Source organism: Sphingobacterium populi (assembly GCF_001586775.1).
Lineage (GTDB): Bacteria > Bacteroidota > Bacteroidia > Sphingobacteriales > Sphingobacteriaceae > Sphingobacterium > Sphingobacterium populi.
The window spans coordinates 51721-78035 of record NZ_LQXS01000005.1 but is presented as its reverse complement, the minus strand read 5'-3'; the positions used below and the strand labels follow the sequence as shown (position 1 = coordinate 78035).

Here is a 26315-nt window from a genome sequence, read left to right as displayed (position 1 = left end):
TATGCAAAACACAACAAAAAAAGTATTTATAGTCGCAGCCAAGCGTACCCCAATTGGTGGATTTGGCGGAAACCTGTCCTCCCTTTCCGCGCCCGAGTTAGGCGCAAAGGCGATCGATGCGGCTTTACAGCAAAGCGGTCTTGCAGCAGATCAATTGGATGAGATTCTGATGGGAAACGTATTGTCGGCCAACGTCGGTCAAGCGCCAGCAAGGCAAGCTTCTCGCAAGGCAGGACTTCCAGATAATATTCCCGCTACAACTATTAATAAAGTTTGTGCAAGCGGTATGAAAGCTGTTTCTATCGGTGTGCAACAAATTTTATTAGGTGATGCAGATATCGTCGTTGCTGGTGGTATGGAAAGCATGAGTCAAGTACCATTTTACGATGCTTCAGCACGCTGGGGCGCAAAATACGGTCATCAGCAGTTGATAGACGGCTTGCAAAAAGATGGTTTGACCGACGTATATTCAGGGCAAGCAATGGGAAATTGCGGTGAAGCTTGCGCCGCAAAATACGAGTTTACACGAGAGCAACAGGATGAGTATGCCATTTCATCTTACCAGCGCAGTAAACAAGCATGGAACGACAAAAAATTCGCTACCGAAGTGGTAGAAATCACCGTGAATGGTCGTAAAGGAGATACTGTGGTTACCGAAGATGAGGAGTGTAGACAAGTAAACATAGATAAAATTCCACAACTACGACCTTCCTTCAATAAGGTGGGTACCATAACGGCTGCCAATGCTTCTACATTGAGTGATGGCGCAGCAGCATTGATTTTGGCTAGTGAAGAAAAGGTGCAGAAACTTGGACTAAAGCCCATCGCCGAAATAATCGCGTATGCCGATGCAGAACAAGATCCCGAATGGTTTACTACTACGCCAAGTATTGTGACAGAGAAGGTGCTTAAAAAAGCAGGCATGACAAAAGATGAGATAGATTACTATGAGTTTAATGAAGCTTTTTCGGTAGTAGCACTCGCCAATGCCAAAATTTTGGAATTATCGACCGACAAAATAAACGTATATGGCGGTGCGGTGGCGCTCGGTCACCCACTCGGCTGTAGTGGCGCACGCATACTTGTTACCTTGAGTAGCATTTTAAAGCAAGAAGGTGGCACCTATGGCTTAGCCGCAATCTGCAATGGCGGCGGTGGAGCGAGTGCCATGATCATCAAAAAACACGATTGATATGCTGGATAAATATGGAATTGCCAAACGCATCGCGAAGGAAGTGAAAGATGGCTATTACGTGAATCTGGGCATAGGAATACCGACTTTAGTAGCCAATTATATTCCAGAAGATATTAACGTAGTGCTGCAAAGTGAAAATGGATTGCTCGGTATGGGGCCATTTCCTTTCGAAGGGGAGGAAGATGCTGATTATATCAATGCCGGAAAACAAACAATCACAACATTACCTGGCTCTGCTTTCTTCGACTCTGCTATGAGCTTTGGTATGATTCGCTCGAGAAAGGTCGATTTAACTATTTTAGGTGCGATGGAAGTTTCTGAAAACGGCGATATTGCCAACTGGAAGATTCCCGGCAAGATGGTGAAAGGTATGGGAGGGGCGATGGATTTAGTAGCTAGCGCACAAAATATTATTGTGGCCATGCAGCACGTCAACAGACAAGGTGAATCCAAATTACTTCCCTCTTGCGGACTGCCATTAACAGGACTACGCTGTGTCAAAAAAATTGTGACAGAGTTGGGCGTATTCGATGTCGTTCCAGAGGGCGGTTTCAAGATTGTAGAACTACATCAAGGAGTGACATTAGAGCAGGTGCAAAAAAGTACGAAAGGGAAGCTAATCGTATAACTGGCACGCACCGAATAAATTATATCATAGCTGCATCTCTACCAGTTACAGATTTTACGTTTTTATATAAGGAAAAGAGAATAGCTTAGCTATTCTCTTTTCCTTATATAAAAACTTGCCCTCGAAATCCGCGTGCGCTATAGTAGGATTCTGCACCATTGTGATATATAAACACTCTTCCAAAGCGGTAATCACCAAATAATGCACCTCCTAATTTGCGTAGTTCATGAGGGGTACGGAGCCAGCTTGAGGTTTTTGTGTCAAAATTTCCGACGGTTTGAAGTCTATGGTAAGCCTCCTCATCCAATAATTCTATACCCATTTTACGTGCTGCCTCAACCGCATTGTCGGCTGGCTTATTTTGTTTGCGCGAATCTAGGGCATCTTGATCGTAACAAAGACTGCGTCGGCCAACAGGACTTTCTGCCGCACAATCGCAAAAAATAAATTCGCCAGTTTTGTCATCAGTTCCGATCACATCTGGTTCCCCTTGCGTATTCTCCATAGCATGCAGGGCATATAGTGCATTGTCGGATACACTTTCTAATTTCTTTAATACATCATCCCACTTTAGATCAATATGCCTTTGTACATTATCTCTAAATCTTTTTTCTAATCCTTCAAACAGTTTCTCTTTTTGGTCAGTTGTTAATGTCTTCATGGTCAGATGAGGTGTTCTTTTTAATTTAGTATCGCACTATATAGGTTCTATTCTGTCGGTTAGCGATTAGTTCATCGCATGGTGCAAAACGAAAATACATATTTTTTACCAAAATTTTCCCAATAAAGAAGGGGCAAGTGTTTATCACTTGCCCCTTCTTTATCATAACCAACGTACGGATGTACGTTGGTTATGATAAATATTTTATGCTAATCTATTTTCGTACTGGATATTGTTTAAATATTCCACGTAGAATTGTAGGAAGCCTGTTAATAGCGCGTTCTGGATTGCGGACTTCTCTCGATCCTCGAGCTTGCCACACTACGGCATCTGCTTGGCGATCAAAAGCTTCGACAATGATATGAGCGTACCGATAGCCTTCGCGACCAACTGGTTGAGACCAACCGCCTCCCCAGCCCATTCCCCAGCCCCAAGGTCCCATTCCCCAGCCGCCCCAACCTGGATTAGACCAAATTAAGCGACTTTTATTATTGACAATGGCCACATAACGGAACAAAATATCAGGATTCTCCTTCGAGTAGGTAAGCCCTAACTTCTCGATTTCGGTATTCGCAGCGATCATGATATTCTCACGTGCAATATCGTTTGAAAAATAATCTTTTGATAACGAATCAATAGGGGGCAACCAACCGTAAGTACGGTATTGGGTGAAATCTTTATTCATCACCTTAGTGGTGTTGAATTTATTAGTACGACACGCTGAAAATACTAGCGTGACTACCAAAAGAAGGCTAATGTGCAGGATGTATTTTTTCATGACTTTTAGTTGCTAACAAGTGTCTATCTTCCTTATTTGACGCATTACCAGGTTAATGGTTTAATAAGTTATGTCTTAATTTTTTAGTGTTTCTGGTTTAGTCTGCAACGGACTAATCACGCCGGTACGTTGTTCGTTTCATGTCTTTAACTATCACCTGCTAAAAAGCCTAACTCGTTATTGTTTCAATAAGTTTGTTAGGCTTTTCCTTGGTCATGAAATGAGTAATACAAGCCGCTGAAAGATTATTGACTAATTACCGCTTCCGATAATCGAGATGCAGCATCCTTATCCACCATAAACAATATATCCCCATTAGTAGGATTTAGCAATTGAGAAGGATATTCTTCTGAATTACGTACGCCTTCTAATACCTCGTACAAAGCTGGAGCTTTCTTTTCTCCGAAGGTGATCACTAAAATTTGTTTTGCCTTGTTGAGCAAAGTTGCTGTCAACGTAATGCGGTGCATCTGCTGCGGCTCGAGATAATAGGCATCCACCCATTTGGTTTTCTCCTGCAATACTGCCGTATGCGGAAACAGAGAAGCAGTATGTCCATCATCGCCCATACCAAGTAAAATCAAGTCGAATTGTCCTTCTGTACCAAGTACTCTTCTTAGCTGCTGCTCATAAACAACAGCAAATTCTTCCGGCGAGCGATCGATATCGTACATCGGAAAGATATGATCTTCTGGCAAAGGCACTTGTTGCAATAATGTTTCGAAAGCCATCTTGGCATTGCTCAATGGATCAGCCAATGGCACCCAGCGCTCGTCGCCCCAGAAGACAAAGACTTTTGTCCAGTCGATCTGGTCAAGGTAAGCTGGCGTTGCTAATAGCTTATAAAGTTCTACAGGTGAGGATCCACCAGTCAACGCCACAGTAAAGCTTCCTTTTGAAGCTATTGCTTTTTTAGCTGATGCCACAAAAAGATCGGCAGCAGCAGGATAAATATCAGATGGTTGTGGGTATATTTTAATCACAGTTTTCGTCTTTTATTTTTGGTTTATGCAAAGCATTAATTGCCCACACGTGTCCTTGTTGTGCGACCAATACTTCGGCCGTTTCTGGTCCCCAAGTGCCCGCAGCATAATTCGGGAAATCCAACGAATCCCGACTTTCCCACGCTTCTTGTATTGGAGTTATTACGTCCCAAGCTTCTTCGACTTGATCCGAGCGCATGAATAACGTTGCATCTCCGTTCAAAGCATCCAACAGCAAGGTTTCGTATGCTTCTGGCGATTGTGTAGAGCAGGTATCGTAGTCAAATACCATTTCTGAAGGATTCAAACTCATGCTCAAACCTGGTTTTTTGGTCATGAAGCGCAATCGAATGTCCATTTGTGGTTGAATGTTGATGGTCAGTCGATTCGGCATCAGGTTTTCTGCCGCCTCACCATTGGAGAACGTAGAATGCGGAACAGGTTTAAACTGTATAGTGATCGACGAGTGTTTTTCCTGCATGCGTTTGCCCGTTCTTAAATAAAACGGTACACCTTGCCAACGCCAGTTGTCCATATAAAACTTAATGGCGGCATACGTTTCGGTATTAGATTGCGGATTTACACCCGTCTCTTCCCGATAACCTGGTACTTTATCGCCTTGCAGCCAACCTTCGTGGTATTGGCCACGTACGGCATATCGGCTCACTTCTTCGGGTTTGATACGGCGTATCGAACGCAGCACATCGACCTTGCGATTACGAATTTCTTCGGCTTTGAAAGAAGCTGGAGCTTCCATTGCGACCATGCACAAGATTTGCAAGAGGTGATTTTGAATCATATCGCGCAATGCGCCTGCTCCCTCGTAGTAGCCGCCTCGGTTTTCTACGCCGACTTGCTCTGCCACGGTGATTTGTATCGAATCAATGTAATTACGATTCCACAACGGTTCGAACAGCGCATTGCCAAAGCGAAATGCCAAGATATTTTGCACCGTTTCTTTGCCTAGATAATGATCGATACGATAGATCTGATCTTCTTGAAACGTTTGGGTCAACAGTTGATTCAGTTCTATCGCTGTTTTCTTATTGTATCCGAAAGGCTTTTCGATTACGATACGGTCTTGGGCTGGAATACTAGCCAAGCCAGATGCATTGATGTTTGATGCGGCTGCGCCAATAAAGCGCGGTGCTACTGAAAGATAAAACAAACGATTTGCTCGCTCTCCCCATTCGGCATCCAGCGCATCCAATTGAGCCGCCAACTCTTGATAGGATTCTGGGGTTTCAATATTCGATTGGAAGTAGCTAACCTGCGGACTGAAAACTGTCCACTTATCCGCATCGGGTGCTCCCGTACGCGAAAACTCGGTCAAACCTTCTTTCAAATGCTCGCGATAGGCATCATTGTCAAGTGCTGTTCTTCCGAGCCCGATGATGGCAAATTTTTCGGGCATCCAGTCGTCCAGAAAAAGATTATAAAAGGCAGGAATTAATTTTCGCTTTGCGAGGTCACCTGTTCCTCCAAATATAACGATGATCGCTGGTCTGGCTTTTTTACTTGTTTTCATGTTTAGACAGATAAAACATTTGGCGTTAGCCCCATTGTGTATGGAAAATTCCTTCGCGATCAATACGCTCGTAAGTATGCGCACCAAAATAATCGCGTTGGGCTTGTATCAAGTTTGTCGGTAGGTTGGCCGAGCGGTAAGCATCAAAATATACTAAGGCATTCATTAGCCCCGCTACAGGAATACCTTTTGCTACTGCGAAATTGATTACAGAGCGGAAATTCTCTTGTAATTTCAGTAATTGCTGACCGATTTGTTCATCTAGCAAGATGTTGCGCAAGTCTGGATTACGGTGGTAAGCTTGGCGGAAATCTTCTAACGCCGCTGCGCGAATGATACAACCTCCACGCCAGATTTTCGTGACCGTTTCTAATTCTAATCCGTATTTGTAGGTATCAGAGGCGACCGTAAGCTGTGCTAATCCTTGTGCGTAGGTGAGAAGCATGGCCGCGTGAAATGCATCTTTTAGCTGTTTTAGCAGTTGATCTTCTGCTACGTCGGATGAGGAAGTCGCTTCCCATGTCAGTTGTTTAGCCGCTTCGATACGCTCCGGTTTGTATTTAGAGATGTCGCGCATATTAACTGCAGCATCAATTACCGGTACAGGTACTTGTAGGTCCATGGCATTTTGTGAAGTCCATTTTCCTGTTCCTTTGGATTTGGCCCAGTCAGAGATCGCATGGATCAATGGTGTACCATCTTCGTCTTTTTGTTTCAGGATTTCTCCTGTTATCTCTACTAAGAACGATTGCAGCTCAGTTTCATTCCATTTTGCAAATGTCTCTTGAATCTTGTCATCGGCGATGCCAGCACCGCGTTTCATCAGATCGTAAATCTCTGCTAGCAATTGCATAACACCGTATTCGATGCCATTGTGCACCATTTTTACATAGTTACCGGCAGACCCGCTGCCTAAGTAGGCAACGCAAGGATCGCCATTTACTTTGGCAGAGATCGCTTCAAATATGGGGCGCAAACGCTCGTAAGCGACTTCATCGCCGCCGGGCATCATACTAGGCCCGAATCGTGCGCCTTTTTCGCCGCCAGAGATTCCCATTCCAAAAAAATGAATATTCTTGTCGGAAAGGTACGTGTATCGTCTTTCTGTATCAGGAAAATACGAGTTGCCACCGTCCACTAGTATATCGCCTTCTTCTAAGTGAGGAAGCAAACTTTCAATAGCGCTATCTACAGGTTTGCCAGCAGGTACAAGTAGCATAATGGCACGTGGTTTGCGAATCGCCTGTACAAAGGCTGCCACATCTGTGGTAGCTTTGATTTGATGATTGGCTGCCGCTTCGGCCTGTAATGAAGCAGCCTTCTCTGTGTCTAGGTCTAATCCAGCCACAGCAAAAGTATGGTCGGCCATATTAAGTAATAGGTTTCTACCCATTACACCAAGACCTACTATACCAAAATCGTATGATTCCATAAACTAAAATTCTGTTTTTGATGAGGATATTATGTTTTTACTATTCTTGCACAGCAACCTGATCAGGCTTACGCAAAAGCAAACGTGATTCAAAGATAGAATTTTTCCTAAATAACAGATGGTTAATCTGTTGAAATGACGTAGGATTAACCAGGATATTTAGCGACTAGCGGCATGGCACGACCAGCGCCAAATGCTTTCGGGCTTATTCGCAATATAGGCGGCGCTTGAAAACGTTTGAATTCCGCTCTGTTCAGCATATGTTGAACACGGGTTACCAGTTGTTCTTCAAAACCTAATTGTATGATGTCTTGTGCTGATTTCTCCTGCTCAATCAATTGGTACAGAACGCTATCTAGTAATTCATAGTCTGGAAGAGAATCTGTATCCTTTTGGTCTGGTCTTAATTCTGCCGAAGGTGGTTTTACGATAGTATTTGTCGGGATAATTTCGTGATGCCGATTAATGTATTCTGCTAATTGATATGCCTGTGATTTGTACACATCTCCAATAACACTTAAGGCGCCAGCCATATCGCCGTACAACGTGCCGTAGCCAACCGAAGCCTCGCTCTTGTTGGAAGTGTTGAGTAAGATATGTCCAAATTTATTAGAGGCGGCCATCAGTACCGTTGCCCGTATACGAGCCTGTATATTTTCTTCTGTAAGATCGGGCGTTAAACCGCTAAAAAGATCGCTCAATGCTTCTTCATACGCTTCTACCATACTATGTATAGGTACAATCTGATGGTTGCAACCGGTATTAGCTACTAAATCCAATGCATCTTTTAGCGAATGGTCTGAAGAATATTTGGAAGGTAGAAGTATGGCCAGCACATTCTCGGCGCCTAAAGCTTCACAGGCTAATGCCGCGACAATGGCAGAATCCAAGCCGCCTGATAAACCCAACACTGCTTTTGAAAATCCTGATTTAGTGAAATATTCTTTTATGCCGAAAACCAACGCCGCATGGATCTGAGCCATTTCCGATCCGGGCAGATATACTTCTCGATGTTCCTCTAGCTGAAATTTACCTTTTTCTAAGCTCAGTTCTGCGAAATCTGCATCAAACGCCGACAAAACTGTAACTACATCGCCATTGTTATCCAATACGAAAGATCGTCCGTCGAATATAATATCTGCATGAGCTCCTAACTGATTGAGATAGATCAATGGCGCATGCATACGCAACACCGCGCGCCGCATAATATCCAGACGCGTTTGGTGATGTGTGTATGAAAAAGGAGAGGCAGCTATGTTGACGATCAAGTCAGGTTTTTCTACCGCTAGATCTTGAATGATGTCACCCATATAGGTGTTATCCACCCCATTGTCCCACAAATCTTCACAGATCGTCAAAGCAATTTTTGTGTCGCCGATCGTCACACAGTGCACGTCTCTGTTGGGTTCAAAATAACGGTATTCGTCAAACACGTCATAATCCGGCAAGTACGTTTTCTTAACTGTATGCTTTATCTCACCTTGCTCAATAACCAATGCCGCATTAAACAAATGCTTTCCTTCCGAGTGATTGTTTCGAATTGGAGCACCAATGATACAAGAAATGTCGCAACAGGCACTTGCAATTTCGTGCAAAGCTTTCTCGCAGGCATTTAGATAGGCAGGATTGCGCAACAAATCTTTAGCAGGATATCCACCAATAGCCAATTCAGCAAAGATGATCAGTTCGTTTCCTTGCTTTTTAGCTTTGTTTATGGTTTCTATAATCTGTGCGGTATCCGTTTCAAAATCTCCAATCCGATAATTGAGTTGAGCTAAAGCGATTTTCATGAGTAATATGTTAAAATAATAGACCGACTTGGAGTGCTACGTAGGAAATTTTTGGCTCGCCGCCGTTGCGCATCGCGCGAGTAAAACCATTGTTGTACGCTGCACCTGTCAACAATCCGAGATTGCCACCTAGATTCCATTCTACTCCAGTCCCGATCTGTAATCCCAATCGTACTAAATCAGTGCCAGAAAGTGATTGTGTCTCTGCGTTTGGCAAATCGTTTTGCTGTCTAGCGGATACACGTATACCCGTAGTAACTCCAAACTGTCCATAGATACGACCAAAATCTCTATCTTCCGTTTTCAGTTTTATGGTAAGGGGTACTTCTGCATATTTTAGTCGTATCGAGTTATTCACCGTAGCGGGAGTACCTCCTTCGAATAACTGAACTTGCTCTGCACGTAGATCGTTAATGATCAATCCGGTCGAGAAATAATAATTTCTAGAAAAACCAAAATCGGCTAACAATCCATAGCCAAATCGATATCCTGGATTGCCACTGGAGTGCGAGCTATCAAAATTAAACCAACTGATGTTGGGATTGATGACTAACCCTAGACGCATATTGCGTTCATATGGATAACCACCGTACTGCGCTTTAGCATGTAATGATGTAAATAGTAGCGCAATGGCAAGGATAGCGATCCGTGTATTTTTTTGGAAAATGGATTGAGGTAATCTAAGCATGGGTTAATAGGTTAAAAGAAAAGCACCTATCGAGGTGCTTTTCTTCTTATTTTTATCGATTTATCGTTTTTCAATATCTACGACGTCTCTTTTCGTTTCGCCGGTATATACTTGTCTTGGACGACCAATTGGCTCTTTGTTTTCACGCATTTCTTTCCATTGTGCGATCCATCCCGGTAGGCGGCCTAACGCGAACAATACCGTAAACATCTCTGGTTTAAAGTTCAAGGCACGGTAGATAATTCCCGAATAGAAATCTACGTTTGGATATAATTTACGATCGATGAAGTATTGATCGTTCAAAGCCGCTTCTTCCAAGCGGATAGCAATATCCAGAACAGGATCATCGATACCTAGTTTTTCTAAAATATCATCGCAAGCCTGCTTAATGATCTTGGCACGAGGATCAAAGTTTTTGTAAACGCGGTGTCCAAAGCCCATCAAACGGAAAGGATCATTTTTGTCCTTAGCCTTTGCCAAATACTTGTCTGCATCACCACCATCATCTTTAATTGCTTCTAGCATTTCGATCACAGCTTGGTTCGCACCACCATGTAGTGGACCCCAAAGCGCATTAATACCAGAAGCGATAGAAGCGTATAAGTTGGCATTCGACGAACCTACCATACGTACGGTAGATGTCGAACAGTTTTGCTCGTGATCTGCGTGCAGAATCAAAAGTTTTTGCATCGCACTGATGATCGCAGGATCGAAAGAGCTTTCTGCAGTAACGTCAGAGAATAGCATGTTCATGAAATTCTCCACGTAATTCAAATCTTTCTTAGGGTAAACAATTGGGTGGCCAATTGATTTTTTGTGAATCCAAGAAACAATCGTAGGCATTTTGGCCAATAGGTTGATAATCGTTTTGTTATCTTCCTCTTTGGTCGCATTTGGATTCAAGGATTCCGGGTAAAAAGCTGATAATGCGCCAACCAAACAAGACAACTGACCCATCGGATGAGATTGAGAAGGGAAACCTGCGAAGAAATTCTTCATGTCTTCGTGGATCAAGGTTTGTTCTTTGATCTCTGCGCGGAAGCTTTCTAATTCTTGTTTCGTTGGTAGCTCACCATATATTAATAAATAAGCAACTTCTAAGAATAAGCATTTCTCTGCAAGCTGCTCAATTGGATATCCACGATAATGTAATATACCATTCTCTCCATCCAAATACGTGATCGCACTTTTGGTAGCACCCGTGTTTTTGTAACCTGGGTCTAATGTGATGAATTCGGATTGATCTCGCAGTTTGGAGATATCTATTGCTTTCTCATTTTCGGTTCCAACGATTACAGGAAGATCGTAGGATTGCCCATTTAAGTTTATTGAAGCTTTATTATCTGACATAATTTTCTGACTCGATTTCTACAAATGTATAAAAAATCAAAAACAGTTCGACTGTGGATAAGCATTAAATTAACATGAAATCGTCATATATAATAAGATATATCAACATATATACATCGTGTAAAATCGACATCTACGAAAAATTCGTAAAAAAATCAAAAACCTTCTTTGTTTCTACGAACTTTTCGTAACATTGTATAAATGATTGATTCAGTTATGGAAAAACTTACAATACAAGAAGAAGAAGCGATGCGTGCCATTTGGGAAACCGAGGGTGGATTTATCCGCGACATTTTGGCAAATCTAAAATCTTCCGAGGAAATGCCTTATACCACCTTGGCATCCACCGTTCGTAATTTAGAGAAAAAAGGGTATGTAAAAGCGGTAAAAGCGGGGAATGCAAAACGCTATGAACCAATAATATCTGCATTAGAATACAAAGCGAAGTTCATGAATGGCTTTGTAGGCAATTATTTTCACAATTCGTATAAAGATATGGTGTCGTTTTTCATCAAAGAAGAGCGCTTGTCATCAGCAGAATTAGAAGAAATCCTTGATATGATTAAAAACAATAAAACCACGTAATATGGAAAAGCTATTAATCTATATTCTGCAGGTCAATGTATTGTTGAGCGTCGTGTACCTAGGTTACATATTGTTGCTAAAAGGTCTTACATTTTATAACCTGAATCGTGGTTATTTTTTGGTCGGCATGCTGTTTAGTTTCGTCTATCCATTTTTAGATGTCAGGAGTTGGTTTGCGCGCCATGTAGAACCCATTGGCGAATTGGTGGATTTTATGCCAGATTTTGTGTCGACACCAGCTTCCGACAATTTGTACAGCATTAATAATGTCGTGCTCGTTGCAGTCGCAGTTGGCGTAACATTCTTCTTTTTGCGGCTACTAATTCAGTCGGCTAGTGTGTTGCGCGTCCATTGGAATTCGTCTTCGGCCTTATGGCATAGCTTTTCCTACCGTAATGTTCGTTTTCCAGTAGTGCCATTTTCTTTTCTTCGGCATATATACCTGTACCGTAAGCAACACGATGAGCAAGAGCTCGTGCATATTTTCAAACACGAGTTGGTACACACCAACGGCTTGCATTCGTTGGATGTGCTTTTGACAGAGTTGGTATATATCTGCTGCTGGTACAACCCATTGGTTTTCCTTATGCGCAGCGCTATTCATCAGAATCTAGAATTCTTGACGGATCAGCAGGTGCTTGATTTAGGAATTGACCGCCAGACGTACCAATACAATCTATTGCATGTTAACAGAACGGGATTAGCTACCCCGATCACAAATAAGTTCAATTTTAAAATGTTAAAACAAAGAATTATGATGATGAACAAAAAGCGCTCCTCCAAGTTGGAGTTGAGCAAATATGCAATGCTCATACCCGTGTTGGTGCTCGCCTCAGCTGCATTCACCGTAAACCAAGTAGAAGCCAATATTAAAGATGCGGTCGAATTGGGTCAAGCGAGTATTTTTAAAGATGATTTGCAATCGACAGAATCGCAAAAGGAAAATACCATTAATCCCGCAGATACCGTGATACCTAAGCAAGTTGATGCTCGGTTAGATGAATCAGATGGTGCGCATGAGGGAGTAACAATCGGAAAACAACCCGTCGATCCACTGTATGTAGTAGATGGAATCGTAATGCTACCGAAGGATTTTAAAAAACTCGATCCAAATGATATCGATAGAATTGATGTATTAAAAGAAGGTTCGGCTACCGCAGCATACGGAGATAAAGGAAAAAATGGGGTTGTAATAATATCAACTAAAGGTGCATTAGAAAAATCTAAAACAGCAACCGATCGTAGTACATTTCAAAAAGATAGCACCATGACCTATCTATTGAAGAGATCGTCTGGGGATGACGCTCAACCATTATACGTGCTTGATGGAGTGCCACAAAGTAAAGGTGATTTAGATGGTATTGATCCTAATAGCATCGAAAGTATCAGTGTTATTAAAGATAATAGTGCTCGCGCAATCTATGGTGAAAAAGCTAAAGATGGGGTTGTTTTAATATCGACAAAGAACTTCAATCGTGGGATAAAAGCTGATGAAAAAACCGATACGAAATCCTATGATCAAGAAGTACAATCTGTGAATAGCAAAACGGCATCAGATAAAAAACCTGTAGTATTAATTGACGGAGTTGTTCAAAAAGAGGGATTTGATATCAAGACGCTTGATCCCAATACGATAGAATCTATGCACGTATGGAAAGATGCGAACGCTACAAACAAATACGGAAAAGCCGGAGCGAACGGAGTTATTGAATTAACGACAAAAGCCGCAGCTAAAAAAGTTGATACCAAAAAATAATCCTAAAATACCGCAACATCTACTACCAACGGATCAACGCCGATCCCCACGTAAACCCAGCTCCAAAAGCTGCAAAACATACTAGATCGCCCTCTTTGATCAATCCTTCTTGCCACGCTTCAGATAGCGCGATTGGTATAGAGGCGGCTGTTGTATTGCCATAACGTTGGATGTTGCTGTAGATTTTCTCATCAGGCAAACCGAGTGTCTTTTGCACATATTGCGAGATACGAAGGTTCGCCTGATGTGGTATTAAAAGGTCGATGTCAGATGGCGACAAATTGTTCTTTGTTAAAGCTTCGTGGATTACCTCAGGGAATTTCACCACAGCTTTTTTAAATACTGCTTGGCCATCCATAGTTGGGTACGCTGTGCCATCTTCCAGCATTTGCGGCGTCATGAGCATGCCGCCCAATTCTTGATCTGGCCATTGAGGCGGATTTTCTAATCCAAAGCCAGCAGCAGCGCCCGGATAGTACATCGCTAATTTTTCTGCTTCGGCACCATCCGAATGTAAGTGCGTGCTCAATACGCCTTTTCCCGCTTCGGTAGTAGGTTGCATCACAACTGCGCCTGCGCCATCGCCAAAGATGACGGATACGTGTCTACTTCGTGTATCAAAATCCATAGCAAAAGATTGTTTTTCTGAGCCAACAACCAGTACGTTTTTGTACATGCCCGTTTTGATAAACTGATCGGCAATCGAGAGGGCATAAACAAATCCAGAACACTGATTTCGAACATCCAACGCCCCAATCTCACCCATACCCATTTCCCGTTGTAAAAGCACACCACATCCCGGAAAATAATAATCTGGCGAAAGCGTCGCGAAAATAATAAAGTCAACTTCGGCAGCGGTTATGCCAGCACGATCTAATGCAATTTTACTCGCTTCCACGCCCATTGAAGTAGTCGTTTCACCAATTCGATCGGCATAGCGCCGTTCTTGAATACCCGTGCGCTCTTGTATCCAAGCGTCGCTTGTGTTCATGAATTTGGTCAGATCGTTGTTTGTATATACATTTTTTGGCACGTAATGTCCTATGCCGGCTATCTTCGATTGAAACATACCTTCTTTTTTCGCTAACTATGAAATCCCGACAAAAGTAGAGAATTTTCTAAAAATACCTTATTTTTGCGAGTATGGGTACGGAGACCGTTACAGAGACATTTACGTTAGAAGAGATTCTGGCGGCAGCAAAGGATGGACATCGTCTAATCTTATGGAACGATGATTTTAATACGTTCGATCATGTAATCCATTGCATGATGCATCATCTTCAATACTCCGAAGGGGAAGCATCACGTATCGCATTTAAAGTACATACCGAAGGCAAATGTGCCATTCTGGAAGGTTCTTATACCGAAATGGAGATTTATCGCAAAATTCTTAAATCCGAAGGACTTACCGTTAGCGTGGAATAAAATTTTAGTAAGGTAATAATGCGGTTACGTGCTCGTAGTTACGCTAGCAAATGCCCATTTTTGCTATACGAAACTTATGAACATGCTCTTAATCCGAAATTTTAGCGCCGTTTTATTACTCCTACCAGTATTATTACAAGCGCAACAAAAAGCTCAAATACGCGGTATCGTTGTTGATGCAGAGACCAAAGCTCCTATTGCAGGCGCCAGCATCAATATCCTGACGCAAACTACTAAAGCCTATTTACGTGGTGCTCAAAGTGAGCAAAATGGCCAGTTTGCCATTGACAATTTAGATGCTTCTACATTTGCCCTGCGTATTTCCAATGTCGGGTACGACGATTATCTGCAAGATAATGTTTCATTGACCGCTGGTCAACAACTCAGAATAGATACCGTTTTTTTACATACAGAGAGTAAGGTGATCTCCGAAGTTACCGTGCAAGGCCGTACACCAGATATGAAAATCGGTATCGACCGAAAAATATTTGATGTATCGCAGTCTTTAGTAAGTGCGGGCGGTACAGCGAGTGAATTATTGGCTAATGTACCTACGCTGCAAGTAGATCAGGATGGAACGGTAAGCTTACGTGGATCTTCCAGTGTGCGAATTCTGATTGATGGCAAAGAGTCGGCGATGGCAGGGTCAGATATTGCGGCATTATTGCAAAGTCTGCCAGCAGAAGTGATTGACAAAGTGGAGATCATGACCAACCCATCTTCAAAATACGATGCCGAAGGCCAATCAGGTATTATCAATATTGTGTTGAAGAAAAACGCTCGTATCGGTTTCAACGGATCGCTGAATGCGACTGGGGGATCTTTTGGTAATGCTATGGGTAGCGCGACCTTGAATTACCGGGATAATAAATTCAACCATTTTGGTAGCTACAATTTCAACCGGCGTGTAAACCGTGGGGATGGTTTTAATGAGAACATCATATACAGAGACAACACAGGCGAACTGGAAGCACCGCGTCGCATATTTTCCGAAAATGATTCTCGACGTACAGGCCTAAACCACACGGTAAGATTGGGTAGCGATTATTTCATGACAGATAAGACCACATTCAGTCTTGCCGGAAACCTTAGCCTACGTGACAACAATCGTCGGCAAGAGCTACAATATCAATACAACAACATTCCGCTAAATGGCCCTACAGGTAGCCGGGTGTCGCAGCAGTACGAAGACGATTTGGGTTTTGATTTACAATTCGACTTCCGTCAAGTACTCAATCGACCTGGAGAAGAGATCACGGCCAATGCTTCTTATGGCTACAGTACAGAAGATGGTACCAATGATTTTAATGAAATCTTTGCTGGCTCTCGTTTAGATATCGTACGCCAGAACCTCACGACGGAGATGGGAAGAAACTGGAATGCGCAAATTGACTACCTATTGCCGATAGGTGAAAACCATAAATTTGAAGCCGGATATCGCTCGATTATACGTACTTCCGAAGATGCGCAATATTCTTTTGTAGATCGCGAAAATACCGGGAATCTAAATCTCGACGGCCTCTTCAGTAACGAATTTGATCTTAAAAATGAAGTGCACGCTTTGTATGCCAATTATCAGCGTATGCTGACATCCAAATTAGGAGCACAAATTGGCTTACGTGGTGAGCAAATGCAACTCACATCCACTTATTACGAAGTAGAGTCTGAAACGGCAGTGCCAAGGACTGGCCCCGCTACTCAGGGAGGGTTTGATTTTTTCCGACTTTTCCCAAGCGCATACCTAACCTATGAAGTAGGTAGCCAAGGAGATAAAATTCAGGTAAGTTATTCACGTCGTATCCGTCGGCCGAATGGTTGGCAAGTAAATCCATTTATTAGCGCATCGGATGAGTCCAATTTGCGTCAAGGTAATCCAAACTTAAGACCGGAGGATATTCACGCAGCAGAGGTAGCTTTCTCCAAATCTTATAACCGCTGGAACTTTGTGAGTACATTGTTTTACCGCCGTACCAACGATATGATCAATCCGTTACAAAGGGATCCTTCCGAAATTGATCTTCCGCAGGAGTTTCAGAATGCATCTTACTTTGTATGGGAAAACGTCGGGCAATCCAATGACGCCGGTTTGGAGCTAATTTCGAAAGTAGATCTGGCACCTTGGTGGGATGTGACGGCTAATGCCAATATATTCAACAATCGCATTACTCCAAATATAGAAGGAGTGGGGCTAAACCGTGTTAATACCATTAACTGGGATGGAAACTTGATGACCAATGTGAAGTTTATGCCTACATTTTCATTGCAAATGCGTGGCGATTACCGTAGCGGTCGAGAGCGTCCGCAAGGCCGTATGAATGCCATGTGGGGAGTCGATATGGCACTTAAAAAAGATGTGTTGCGCAACAAAGGAAGTATTCTTTTCAATGTGCGTGATGTATTTAACTCCAGAAGATTTGAGATGGAAAGTTTTCTGCCAGACCGAACTATCGCTATGGCCAACAGGTGGAACCGCCGAATGCTAACACTCACATTTACCTATCGCTTTGGTGTTCAAGACCTTTTCAAACGAGATGACCAACGTAATGGTAGTGGCCCAGAAGAAATGGGTGGTGGAGAGTTTTAAGTTAAATTTCCGTTTGTGAAATGCTTTACTTACTTTGAATAAAATTTTATAAATCTATGAATAAGAACAAAATTTTCGGTGTATTGGGAGCCGTAGTTATGATGATGTCACATTCGGCATGTTCATCTAAAAAAAGTATGACAAACGAGGCTAACGTACCAGAATATGAGGTACTCGAATTACCGATGGTTAATGTTAAGTCATTTAAGAAAAACTCCGCAGGAGCACATGTAATTTTTGATGGTACATCACTTGAAGGATGGCGCGGGTATGCTAAAGATCATGTGCCTAGCAAGTGGACTATCGATAATGGTACATTGCACTTCAATCCAAAGCCTGACGGTGTGCAAAATCCAGAAGGTGGCGATATCATCTTTGCAGCAGATTTGAAAAATTTCGAATTCGAATTTGAATGGAAAGTAGCTAAATCAGGTAACTCTGGAGCTTTCTTCTTAGCCAAAGAAGTGAAAGGACAACCCATCTACATTTCTTCTCCAGAATATCAATTGTTGGACAATGAGAATCACCCCGATGCTAAAATGGGAGTAGACGGTAACAGAAAATCAGGCTCACTATATGACATGATTCCAGCAAAGCCACAAAATGGTTTCCCATTCGAGCAATGGAACAGAGCAAAAATCGTCGTTAATAAAGGAAAAGTAACCCACTACCAAAACGATGAAAAAGTAGTAGAATACGCTTTGTGGACTCCAGAATGGACGCAAATGTTGCAAGCAAGTAAATTTAGCGAAGCTAAATGGCCATTGGCATTTCACTTGCTGAACAATGTTGGTGGTAAGAGCAAATCTGGTGTAGTTGGTTTTCAAGATCATGGCGATAAAGTATGGATGAGAAACATCACTGTAAAGGTGTTGTAATAGCTCACAATTTGCAAAAGAAAAAGGCTTCTTCACGTCATCGTGAAGAAGCCTTTTTCTTTTGCTGCTTTTATTGTCTAATTAAACAGATAGCTGTTGATAGAAGCTTTAAAACAATCTTTGCAGTTCTTTCAAATCCGCAATGCTATGCTCAATATCGTCTGGTACAGCTGCGCTGAGCGGATTGAAAAAGATAGCGTCCATTCCAAAATTCTGTGCGCCGCGCACATCAGCATCTAGATTATCGCCAATCATGATGGATTCCTGCTTAGCTGCCTTTGCTTCATGAAGCGCATGCTGGAAAATCCGCGCATCCGGTTTATTTATACCAACTAATTCTGATATGGTAATCGTGTCGAAGTAATCAGCCAGCTGGTTTCCGGCCAATTTCCGCTCGCAAGCTTCCTGAAAACCATTAGAAATCAAATGCAAAGTATAACGATCCTTTAGGTACGATAGTGTTTCGTGGGCATGCGGAAACAAATGCGTTTTATTAGGACAAACGGCCAAATATTCCTCCTCAAAATCCCAAGGAAACAAATTAGGATCGATACCCAACTCAGTGAATGTATCTTCAAAGCGCAGGCGACGCAGTGTTGGTTTGTCAATCTTATTATGATGGTACAGCCCCCAAAGCCGGTGATTGTTGCTCGTGTATGCAGTGATAAAGCTGTCGGGAGCCGCATGACCGCATAGTTCATCAAATCCGTACTTTACGTACAGCTCCTGTAAAGTTTCGGTTGCGTTGCGGTCAAAATCCCAAATAGTGTGATCCAGATCAAAGAAAATGTCTTTTTTATGAGTAAACATAGTGCAAAGATACATCAGTCTCCAGTAATGAAGTATGGGCTATCTGTTCTTTCTGTCATAAAGCATAGCTAATTTTCTTATGATCGCTTATTTAAGTATTTTTGTTGTTGTTCAATTATTGAGATGAAGAGAGCCCTTTTTTGGTTGTACGTATTAGCTTTTTACGCCTTGTGTCAGCTTATTAGCTGGGGTTATATTTTTGTCAAATACGTGCCTGAGCGCATGGGCATGATTATCGGCGAGGGAATGATTTTTTTGGCCATCTTTATTATGGCTGTGATACGTCTTAAAAATCATTTGCAACGCGAGCGCAATTACCACCAACAACAGCAAAACTTTTTGTTGTCCGTTACCCATGAATTGAAGTCGCCTTTAGCATCCGTCAAGCTGTATTTGCAAACCATCTTGAAAAGGGATTTAGATAGAGAACAGCAGCAGGTATTTCTAGGTAACTCGCTAAAAGATATTGAACGATTAGATTACTTGGTCGAAAATGTATTATTGGCCACTAAATTAGAAAGCCGGACATTTAGTTTTCCAAAAGAAAACTTCGAGCTCAGTGAAATCGTGAACAATGTGGTAGATCGCTTGCAGAAGAACGCATGTAAATCGCAACAAGCTATCGTAGCCAACATACAATCGGGTCTGATGATTCATGCCGATAAATTTGCCATCATCAATGTGGTGAGTAATCTGGTCGAGAACGCTATCAAGTATTCTCCGCCTTGCGCGCACATCAATGTTATTCTGGAGCAGCGCGACGAAGGTATTGTATTAGAGGTGGCCGATTTCGGAGAAGGAATCTCAGATGCAGAGAAGAAATTGATATTCAACAAGTTTTACCGAGTAGGTAGCGAGGCAACTCGCAAAACTAAAGGGACAGGATTGGGTTTATATATAGTAAAATCTGTATTGCAAAAGCATGAAGCTGCGATCCGTGTGAAAGACAATACACCAAATGGAAGTATTTTTGAAGTAAATTTTGGAAATTATGCAAGCTAAGCAACGTATATTATTAGTCGAAGAGAAGAGCATTTGTTGGAGGCGATCAAGCTAAATCTGGAAATGGAAGGTTACCGAGTAACCACCGCTACCGATGGGAAAAAAGCCTTAAAAATATTCAAAGAAGAACGGTTCAACTTGGTCATCTTAGACGTGATGATCCCGGAGATTGATGGTTTTCAAGTGGCAGAAACGATCCGTTTGCAAAACACCGTAGTACCCATCATGTTCTTAACTGCGAAAAACAGTAGTGAAGACCGCGTTACCGGACTAAAAAAAGGGGCTGACGATTACTTGGTAAAACCATTCAACCTTGAGGAGCTAATCCTACGTGTAGGCAACTTGATTCGTCGGGTCATGAAGGGCGATGATCTCAAAGAGCTGAACTCGTATGTGATCGGTGACAAAACGATCTACTTCAATTCGTACGAATTGCATCATGCCGACGGAACGATCACTTCTTTAACCAAAAAAGAAACGATGTTGCTCAAATTGTTGATCGAACGACGCAATGAAGCAGTATCTCGTGAGCAGATTTTGGAGACAGTCTGGAACTACGATGTATATCCATCTACCCGTACGATTGATAATTTTATCCTGACATTCCGCAAATATTTTGAACCAGATCAGAAACGACCAACCTACTTTCACTCCATCCGTGGTGTAGGATACAAGTTTATGGATTAGAAAGCTACCCTAATACCTATGAATACCAGAGGGAGATTAATCGCGGCAGGGATCATATGTACATTTATTGTATATGCCATCACCGTGCAGCAGTACAACATTATCGTGTACTTAGCCGGTGCGTTAGCTTATTTGCTATGGAGTCATCTACGCGAAGGGACGGTGTACCTTGCTACGCAAGCTTTTCACCGTCAGGATTACGAAAACACCAAAAAGTTGCTTGCTGAGATTGATAATCCGGATCGCTTGCGCAAAGGTCGTCGTAATTTCTACGAATTTATGATGGGAAATATTGCGCTAAAGGAAGAGCGATTTGAAGAAGCAGAGTATCATTTTCAATTGGCTTCGCGGTTGCCATGGCGAAAAGATTATGAAAAAGGGATGGTATTGGTCAATCTAGCGAATATCAATTTGCGCAAAAAAGACTACGAACGCGTAGTGGGTTATTTGGACGTCGCTGAGAAATTGAAACTAACGGCGCGCCAGCAAAGTATTGTCGAAAAAATAAGAACAGAAGTTAATAAACATATATAGTGAAAGATACCTTACAAAACGATTTGCTACTCCGTGCTGCTTGGTCGCAGCAAACAGAACGTCCGCCTGTGTGGATGATGCGCCAAGCTGGGCGATTTATGAAAGAATATTGGGAAATCAAGAATAAGTATTCCTTTTTAGAAATGTGCAAAACACCAGAGATCGCCGCTGATGTTACCATGTTGCCAGTAGATTTGTTGGGTATTGATGGCGCTATTCTATTTTCTGATATCTTGGTCACAGCAGAAGCGATGGGAGGTGATCTTTCATTTGAGCAAGGTGTTGGTCCTCGTTTTGCTAATCCAGTGCGTACGGTAGCGGATATGGAACGTTTGTCGGTAGATTGTATCGATCGTTTGCAATATGTAGCCGATGCGATCAAGGTGATTCAACAGCGTTTGGATAAAAGTATTCCGTTAATTGGTTTTGCAGGTGCTCCATTCACTATCTTGAGCTACTTGGTCGAAGGCGCTTCTTCCAAAGATTTCAAAAGAACGAAGCTCATGCTAAACAATGAGCCTGAGCTGGCACATGCTATTTTGCAAAAGGTAGCCGATGTCACGGTGGAATATTTGAATATGCAGATCGCTGCTGGCGTAAACGCGATTCAACTTTTTGATAGCTGGGCTTTGGCACTATCGTGGAATGATTATCATGAGTTCTCGCACCACTACAACAAATACATTATCTCCAAATTGAACAGACAGGATATCCCGGTGATTTCTTTCTGCAAGGGAAGTTCGGTATTTGCGCCAGTAATGGCTGAGGCCAAACCAGATGTAATTTCAGTCGATTGGAATGCGGATCTGCTAAACATCAAGCAAGCTTTACCAGCGAATATCGCGGTACAAGGTAACTTGGATCCATTCGTATTGTATGCGGATAAAAAAGTAATTCGCGAGAAGATCTTGCAATTGTTTGAGCGCATGCGCGGTGTCGATGGCTTTATCTTCAATTTGGGTCATGGTATTATGCCGGATATTCCATTTGATAATGTGAAATACGCGATCGAAGTCGTAAAAGAATTCAGATATTAAGCAAAGCGTACAAACGACTTTTAAAAATTATTGTTATACCAACGTGGGGTGCTTGTGTGATTGGTCGATTACTATACACGAGCACCCCACGTTGCACTTTGAAATACGGTCATGATATATCTTTACGCTAAGTCGATACATATCATCTTCGTGGTTTGCTGGATGGCGGGCTTATTCTATATGCCTCGTCTTTTTATCTATCATACAGAGGCAAAAGCCAAATCGCCAGAAGTTTATCGTGTATTGCATCAGCAATTTCAAATCATGGAACGCCGATTGTGGTGGGTAATCACAACGCCGGCGATGTATCTGGTGTTTGCATCTGCATTGACGATGCTGTGGGTAAATCCCGGATTATTAGCGATGGGTTGGATGCAAATGAAGCTAGGTTTTGTTGCTGGCTTGGCCATATATCATTTCATATGTCAGCGCATGATGTTTGCCTTGGCGAATGAGAAGCTAACGTGGACATCCGCACAATTGCGCTTATGGAATGAAGTATCGACGATATTTCTTTTTGCCATCGTATTCATTGTGGTTCTCAAATCTGCATTTCAGTGGATGTATGGAGTTGGTGGATTGGTTGGGTTAGCTATTCTGCTCATGATCGGTATAAAAACGTACAAAAGATATTTGGCGCGCAAGGCGCAAGATCAAAACTAAATAACATGAAAAAACTACTACTATTACTGGTTGCTATTGTCGGATTGTCTACTGTGCAGGCACAGGAACACGATTGGGCTTTTGGATTTTATGGTGATATGAATTTGCAAGCACCAGAATTTGGAGAGCGGGGCAGAGGGACGTTTGGTATTCAAGGTAAATATGATTTTGAACTGCATCATGGTGTACAAGTGTTGGTGCATGGCCAGAAAGATTTTGCCGCCTTTGGAGCAGACTATATCTATACGTTTTTGGATCGTACCACCAACAATTGGAATGTATTTGCCGGTGGTGGAGCGGCCAGTGAATACGATCGTATTCTTAGTTTTGACGACAATAATATTCGAAATGAAGATTATCATCAACGTACTACGCTCAATGCGCAGGTAGGTGTTAGTTACTATGTGCCAGATGTAGCGCTATCATTATATGCGGGCTATAAGCTAAAATCTGAAGTGCGTTTTAGGGATGATCGGCCGCACTTTGTGATGGTCGGTTTGCGCTACCATATTTGGTAAAGAATAAAAGCACCTCTAAAGGTGCTTTTTTCTTTTACTGGCCGTAGCTAATGTATTTTATTTCTAGGTATTCATCCAATCCGTGATGTGAGCCTTCTCTACCAACGCCGGATTGCTTCACACCGCCAAACGGAGCCGAGGCGTCAGAAATTATACCGGTATTTACCCCAACCATTCCAGACTCCAATCGTTCGCTAACGCGATGACAGCGCCGTACATTTTCGCTGTAGAAATACGCGGCTAACCCGAATGGTGTATTATTTGCAGCCAGTATTGCTTCTTCTTCTGTGTGGAAGCGAAATAGGGCACATACAGGACCAAACGTTTCTTCGCTCGCTACTAGACTATCCGCAGCCACATCTGTAAGCACCGTCGGGGCAAAGAAGTTGCCTTTCAAATGCTTTCCACCAGTTTTCGCTTTTGCGCCATGATCTAGCGCATCTTGCACATGCTTTTGTACTTTCTCAACTGCTTTCTCATTGATCAGTGGACCAACTTTTACACCTTCGTCTAGACCATTTCCTACTTTCAGCTTGCTTACTTCGCGAGTTAATGCATCAGCAAACTCATTATAAACAGCATCGTGCACATAAAAGCGATTCACCGAAACGCAGGTTTGTCCAGCATTTCTAAATTTGGCGGCTATTGCGCCTTCTACGGCGGCAGAAATATCGGCATCGTCAAACACAATAAAAGGCGCATTACCACCCAATTCCATAGAAGTTCGTTTGATCGTGCTGGCGGCTTGTTCCATCAACGTTCTCCCAACTTCGGTAGATCCGGTAAATGAAATTTTACGAATCAGGTCGTGAGAAGCTAATAATTTGCCTACTGCTTTACTATTGGTCGACGTGACAACTTGAAATACACCTGCTGGAATGCCTGCATCTTGCGCTAACTTGGCAAAAGCCAACGCCGTGAACGGCGTTTGTGATGCCGGCTTTAAAATCACGGTACAGCCTGCTGCTAATGCTGGAGCGACTTTGCGTGTGAGCATTGCTAATGGAAAATTCCATGGTGTAATAGCTGCTACGACTCCTACGCTTTGTTTAATAGTGTGTAATCTATTGCGAGTACTGACCGATGGAATCGTATCGCCATAAGCACGTTTGCCTTCTTCTGCAAACCATACGATAAACGAAGCAGCATAATCGACTTCAACTAAGGATTCTTGTAAGGGTTTGCCGCTTTCTAAGGTCATCACTTCGGCCAGTTGCTCACGATGTTTTAATGTGAGCTGATATAATTGATGCAACAATTGGCTGCGTTCTCCGATCGGCGTGGTTTTCCAACTTTGCCATGCTTTGTCGGAATAGGCGATTGCTGCTTCCACTTGGTCCAAAGGTAGATCGGGCACTTGCCCAATACTGGTATTGGATGCAGGATTGATTACGTCAAATTTATTTTTTGTATCTACGAATTCACCAAGTAGATACGCTTTTTCAATTAACCTAGTATTTTTCATCATGATCCTTACTCTTATAAGTTGTTACGGTATCAAGCGGATAGAGGAACATCCGCATCAGAAACTGTTGCAAAGCAAAACTATTGTAAAATAAAAAAGGACGCTTTCGTCCTTTTTGTTTGATTAAATATTCTTTAAGCTATGACCCATTCGATCTCGTTTTGTTCTGAGATAAAATTCATTGTGCGCATTCGGTGCAATTTCTATTGCCACATTTTCTACCACTTCTAATCCATATCCGGTAAGACCAGCACGTTTGGTCGGGTTGTTAGATAGTAGGCGCATTTTAGTAATGCCTAATGCGCGTAATATTTGAGCACCGACGCCGTAATCGCGAAGATCTGGTTTGAAGCCAAGCTGAATATTGGCATCTACGGTATCAATTCCTTGTTCTTGCAATTTGTAAGCCTGCAATTTGTTGATCAAGCCGATACCGCGTCCTTCTTGGTTCATATACACGATTACACCTTTACCTTCTTGCTCGATGAGCTCCATTGATTTGTGTAATTGTGGGCCACAATCGCATCGGCAAGAACCGAAGATATCACCCGTAATACAAGAGCTATGCACACGTACCATTATAGGTTCGTCAGGTTCCCAAGTACCTTTTATTAAAGCCAAATGTTCTTCATTAGTGTTTTTTTGGCGATAAGCTTTTAATTGGAAGTCGCCCCAGTTGGTGGGCATATGGACTTGTACAACTTCTTCTATTAGCGAATCGTACTTCAAACGGTATTGAATCAGGTCTTCGATACTGATGATCTTGAGATCAAAACGTTTGGCTACCTCTAATAAATCGGGAAGGCGAGCCATTTCGCCATCATCTTTTAATACCTCAACTAACACACCAGCAGGTTCAAAACCTGCAAGCCGCGCTAAGTCCACGGCAGCTTCAGTATGTCCGGTACGCCGTAGCACGCCGCCATCCTTAGCAATCAAAGGAAAAATATGTCCTGGACGACCGAGCTCTTCATTTTTAATGTCAGGATTGATCAATGCTAAGATCGTTTTAGAACGATCTGATGATGATATTCCGGTGGTACAACCATAACCTTGCAAATCTACCGATACGGTAAAGTTGGTTTCATACACGGCGGTATTGTTATTAACCATGAGGTTTAAGTCCAGCTCTTTGCATCGCTTTTCGGTGAGTGGAGCGCAGATCAGTCCGCGGCCATGCGTAGCCATAAAATTTATTATTTCCGGAGTTGCGTTGCGTGCAGCTGTTACAAAATCACCTTCATTTTCACGGTCTTCATCGTCGACAACAATGATCACTTTTCCAGCCTGTATATCTGCTATGGCTTCCTCTATGGTGTTTAATTGTACTTTCATGTT

General features: G+C 42.5%; 24 protein-coding genes and 1 pseudogene. 13 read left to right on the top strand and 12 right to left on the bottom strand.

Translation table 11 applies throughout. The features are described 5' to 3' along the window. Position 1: 1 nt before the first annotated feature. Entirely contained in the window at positions 2–1192 is a 1191-nt protein-coding gene (locus A0125_RS12565; protein ID WP_066756746.1) for an acetyl-CoA C-acyltransferase, read from the top strand. 1 nt (position 1193) lies between these two features. Further along, complete coding sequence (locus A0125_RS12560; protein WP_066756745.1) at positions 1194–1823, top strand: 3-oxoacid CoA-transferase subunit B; 630 nt, start codon at positions 1194–1196, stop codon at positions 1821–1823. Between the two features lie 103 nt (positions 1824–1926). Here A0125_RS12560 and A0125_RS12555 read toward each other — a convergent pair whose 3' ends face one another. The 8 genes from A0125_RS12555 to A0125_RS12520 all read right to left on the bottom strand — a co-directional run bounded on the left by A0125_RS12555 (position 1927) and on the right by A0125_RS12520 (position 11033). After that, positions 1927–2484 carry a DUF4256 domain-containing protein gene (locus tag A0125_RS12555; RefSeq protein ID WP_066756742.1) on the bottom strand — a complete coding sequence of 186 codons (558 nt, stop codon included), beginning with the start codon at positions 2482–2484 and terminating at the stop codon, positions 1927–1929. A 214-nt stretch (positions 2485–2698) separates the two neighbouring features. After that, positions 2699–3262, bottom strand: coding sequence for a DUF4136 domain-containing protein (locus A0125_RS12550; RefSeq protein ID WP_066756740.1), 564 nt, complete (start codon positions 3260–3262; stop codon positions 2699–2701). A 245-nt stretch (positions 3263–3507) separates the two neighbouring features. After that, on the bottom strand, positions 3508–4245 hold the full coding sequence (gene pgl / locus A0125_RS12545; RefSeq protein WP_066756737.1) for a 6-phosphogluconolactonase: 738 nt from the start codon (positions 4243–4245) through the stop codon (positions 3508–3510). Further along, positions 4238–5773, bottom strand: coding sequence for a glucose-6-phosphate dehydrogenase (gene zwf / locus A0125_RS12540; RefSeq protein WP_066756734.1), 1536 nt, complete (start codon positions 5771–5773; stop codon positions 4238–4240). The genes pgl and zwf overlap by 8 nt, the downstream gene beginning before the upstream one ends. 25 nt (positions 5774–5798) lie before the next feature. Next, positions 5799–7205, bottom strand: a complete 1407-nt coding sequence (gene gndA / locus A0125_RS12535; protein ID WP_066756727.1) for an NADP-dependent phosphogluconate dehydrogenase — start codon at positions 7203–7205, stop codon at positions 5799–5801. Positions 7206–7351: 146 nt separating this feature from the next. Continuing rightward, positions 7352–8995, bottom strand: coding sequence for an NAD+ synthase (locus A0125_RS12530; protein WP_066756725.1), 1644 nt, complete (start codon positions 8993–8995; stop codon positions 7352–7354). A gap of 10 nt (positions 8996–9005) precedes the next feature. Then, positions 9006–9683: an outer membrane beta-barrel protein gene (locus tag A0125_RS12525; RefSeq protein ID WP_066756722.1), complete on the bottom strand. Its 678-nt coding sequence runs from the start codon at positions 9681–9683 to the stop codon at positions 9006–9008. A gap of 60 nt (positions 9684–9743) precedes the next feature. Further along, the gene (locus tag A0125_RS12520; protein ID WP_066756718.1) at positions 9744–11033 is read right to left on the bottom strand and encodes a citrate synthase; all 1290 of its coding nucleotides are present in this window, start codon (positions 11031–11033) and stop codon (positions 9744–9746) included. Between the two features lie 216 nt (positions 11034–11249). Between A0125_RS12520 and A0125_RS12515 the strand changes: the two genes are divergently transcribed. Both A0125_RS12515 and A0125_RS16195 read left to right on the top strand, forming a co-directional pair. After that, a complete protein-coding gene (locus tag A0125_RS12515) occupies positions 11250–11618 on the top strand; it encodes a BlaI/MecI/CopY family transcriptional regulator (RefSeq protein WP_066757263.1) in 369 nt (122 codons plus the stop codon). A 1-nt stretch (position 11619) separates the two neighbouring features. Continuing rightward, complete coding sequence (locus tag A0125_RS16195; protein ID WP_066756716.1) at positions 11620–13374, top strand: M56 family metallopeptidase; 1755 nt, start codon at positions 11620–11622, stop codon at positions 13372–13374. Between the two features lie 22 nt (positions 13375–13396). On the opposite strand, the gene A0125_RS12505 is transcribed toward A0125_RS16195, so the two are convergent. Next, a complete protein-coding gene (locus A0125_RS12505) occupies positions 13397–14443 on the bottom strand; it encodes a 3-oxoacyl-ACP synthase III family protein (RefSeq protein WP_066756713.1) in 1047 nt (348 codons plus the stop codon). Positions 14444–14517: 74 nt separating this feature from the next. Here A0125_RS12505 and A0125_RS12500 point away from each other — a divergent pair, with 74 nt between their 5' ends. The 3 genes from A0125_RS12500 to A0125_RS12490 all read left to right on the top strand — a co-directional run bounded on the left by A0125_RS12500 (position 14518) and on the right by A0125_RS12490 (position 18261). After that, entirely contained in the window at positions 14518–14799 is a 282-nt protein-coding gene (locus tag A0125_RS12500; protein WP_066756711.1) for an ATP-dependent Clp protease adaptor ClpS, read from the top strand. A 76-nt stretch (positions 14800–14875) separates the two neighbouring features. After that, positions 14876–17383, top strand: a complete 2508-nt coding sequence (locus A0125_RS12495) for an outer membrane beta-barrel family protein (protein ID WP_066756709.1) — start codon at positions 14876–14878, stop codon at positions 17381–17383. A gap of 56 nt (positions 17384–17439) precedes the next feature. Then, complete coding sequence (locus A0125_RS12490) at positions 17440–18261, top strand: 3-keto-disaccharide hydrolase (protein ID WP_066756706.1); 822 nt, start codon at positions 17440–17442, stop codon at positions 18259–18261. A gap of 108 nt (positions 18262–18369) precedes the next feature. Here the strand turns inward: A0125_RS12490 and A0125_RS12485 are convergent, their stop codons facing one another. Continuing rightward, complete coding sequence (locus tag A0125_RS12485) at positions 18370–19071, bottom strand: YjjG family noncanonical pyrimidine nucleotidase (RefSeq protein WP_066756703.1); 702 nt, start codon at positions 19069–19071, stop codon at positions 18370–18372. Positions 19072–19194: 123 nt separating this feature from the next. Here A0125_RS12485 and A0125_RS12480 point away from each other — a divergent pair, with 123 nt between their 5' ends. The 6 genes and pseudogenes from A0125_RS12480 to A0125_RS12455 all read left to right on the top strand — a co-directional run bounded on the left by A0125_RS12480 (position 19195) and on the right by A0125_RS12455 (position 23512). Beyond that, positions 19195–20073 carry a sensor histidine kinase gene (locus A0125_RS12480; RefSeq protein ID WP_066756700.1) on the top strand — a complete coding sequence of 293 codons (879 nt, stop codon included), beginning with the start codon at positions 19195–19197 and terminating at the stop codon, positions 20071–20073. Continuing rightward, a pseudogene (locus tag A0125_RS12475) lies at positions 20063–20760 on the top strand (response regulator transcription factor). Before A0125_RS12480 ends, A0125_RS12475 begins: the two are co-directional and overlap by 11 nt. Before the next feature lie 18 nt (positions 20761–20778). Beyond that, on the top strand, positions 20779–21294 hold the full coding sequence (locus tag A0125_RS12470) for a hypothetical protein (RefSeq protein ID WP_066756697.1): 516 nt from the start codon (positions 20779–20781) through the stop codon (positions 21292–21294). Beyond that, the gene (hemE, locus tag A0125_RS12465; RefSeq protein ID WP_066756694.1) at positions 21294–22331 is read left to right on the top strand and encodes a uroporphyrinogen decarboxylase; all 1038 of its coding nucleotides are present in this window, start codon (positions 21294–21296) and stop codon (positions 22329–22331) included. Before A0125_RS12470 ends, hemE begins: the two co-directional genes overlap by 1 nt. Before the next feature lie 111 nt (positions 22332–22442). Beyond that, on the top strand, positions 22443–22994 hold the full coding sequence (locus A0125_RS12460) for a CopD family protein (protein WP_066756692.1): 552 nt from the start codon (positions 22443–22445) through the stop codon (positions 22992–22994). 5 nt (positions 22995–22999) lie between these two features. Next, positions 23000–23512 (top strand): outer membrane beta-barrel protein, encoded by a 513-nt coding sequence (locus A0125_RS12455; RefSeq protein WP_066756689.1) that lies wholly within the window; start codon positions 23000–23002, stop codon positions 23510–23512. A 34-nt stretch (positions 23513–23546) separates the two neighbouring features. On the opposite strand, the gene A0125_RS12450 is transcribed toward A0125_RS12455, so the two are convergent. Then, positions 23547–24980, bottom strand: coding sequence for an NAD-dependent succinate-semialdehyde dehydrogenase (locus tag A0125_RS12450; RefSeq protein WP_262507302.1), 1434 nt, complete (start codon positions 24978–24980; stop codon positions 23547–23549). Positions 24981–25100: 120 nt separating this feature from the next. After that, positions 25101–26312, bottom strand: a complete 1212-nt coding sequence (locus A0125_RS12445) for a bifunctional 3,4-dihydroxy-2-butanone-4-phosphate synthase/GTP cyclohydrolase II (RefSeq protein ID WP_066756686.1) — start codon at positions 26310–26312, stop codon at positions 25101–25103. Positions 26313–26315: the final 3 nt, after the last annotated feature.

Coding starts and splice junctions, on each gene's coding strand:
- A0125_RS12500 (WP_066756711.1), top strand. CDS start 14,518: ATGGGTACGGAGACCGTTACAGAGACATTTACGTTAGAAGAGATTCTG.
- A0125_RS12470 (WP_066756697.1), top strand. CDS start 20,779: ATGAATACCAGAGGGAGATTAATCGCGGCAGGGATCATATGTACATTT.
- A0125_RS12495 (WP_066756709.1), top strand. CDS start 14,876: ATGAACATGCTCTTAATCCGAAATTTTAGCGCCGTTTTATTACTCCTA.
- A0125_RS12480 (WP_066756700.1), top strand. CDS start 19,195: ATGAAGAGAGCCCTTTTTTGGTTGTACGTATTAGCTTTTTACGCCTTG.
- A0125_RS12515 (WP_066757263.1), top strand. CDS start 11,250: ATGGAAAAACTTACAATACAAGAAGAAGAAGCGATGCGTGCCATTTGG.
- A0125_RS12555 (WP_066756742.1), bottom strand. CDS start 2,484: ATGAAGACATTAACAACTGACCAAAAAGAGAAACTGTTTGAAGGATTA.
- A0125_RS12560 (WP_066756745.1), top strand. CDS start 1,194: ATGCTGGATAAATATGGAATTGCCAAACGCATCGCGAAGGAAGTGAAA.
- A0125_RS12520 (WP_066756718.1), bottom strand. CDS start 11,033: ATGTCAGATAATAAAGCTTCAATAAACTTAAATGGGCAATCCTACGAT.
- A0125_RS12455 (WP_066756689.1), top strand. CDS start 23,000: ATGAAAAAACTACTACTATTACTGGTTGCTATTGTCGGATTGTCTACT.
- A0125_RS12450 (WP_262507302.1), bottom strand. CDS start 24,980: ATGATGAAAAATACTAGGTTAATTGAAAAAGCGTATCTACTTGGTGAA.
- A0125_RS12565 (WP_066756746.1), top strand. CDS start 2: ATGCAAAACACAACAAAAAAAGTATTTATAGTCGCAGCCAAGCGTACC.
- A0125_RS12525 (WP_066756722.1), bottom strand. CDS start 9,683: ATGCTTAGATTACCTCAATCCATTTTCCAAAAAAATACACGGATCGCT.
- A0125_RS16195 (WP_066756716.1), top strand. CDS start 11,620: ATGGAAAAGCTATTAATCTATATTCTGCAGGTCAATGTATTGTTGAGC.
- zwf (WP_066756734.1), bottom strand. CDS start 5,773: ATGAAAACAAGTAAAAAAGCCAGACCAGCGATCATCGTTATATTTGGA.
- A0125_RS12445 (WP_066756686.1), bottom strand. CDS start 26,312: ATGAAAGTACAATTAAACACCATAGAGGAAGCCATAGCAGATATACAG.
- A0125_RS12550 (WP_066756740.1), bottom strand. CDS start 3,262: ATGAAAAAATACATCCTGCACATTAGCCTTCTTTTGGTAGTCACGCTA.
- A0125_RS12505 (WP_066756713.1), bottom strand. CDS start 14,443: ATGTTTCAATCGAAGATAGCCGGCATAGGACATTACGTGCCAAAAAAT.
- A0125_RS12530 (WP_066756725.1), bottom strand. CDS start 8,995: ATGAAAATCGCTTTAGCTCAACTCAATTATCGGATTGGAGATTTTGAA.
- A0125_RS12460 (WP_066756692.1), top strand. CDS start 22,443: ATGATATATCTTTACGCTAAGTCGATACATATCATCTTCGTGGTTTGC.
- A0125_RS12485 (WP_066756703.1), bottom strand. CDS start 19,071: ATGTTTACTCATAAAAAAGACATTTTCTTTGATCTGGATCACACTATT.
- A0125_RS12490 (WP_066756706.1), top strand. CDS start 17,440: ATGAATAAGAACAAAATTTTCGGTGTATTGGGAGCCGTAGTTATGATG.
- gndA (WP_066756727.1), bottom strand. CDS start 7,205: ATGGAATCATACGATTTTGGTATAGTAGGTCTTGGTGTAATGGGTAGA.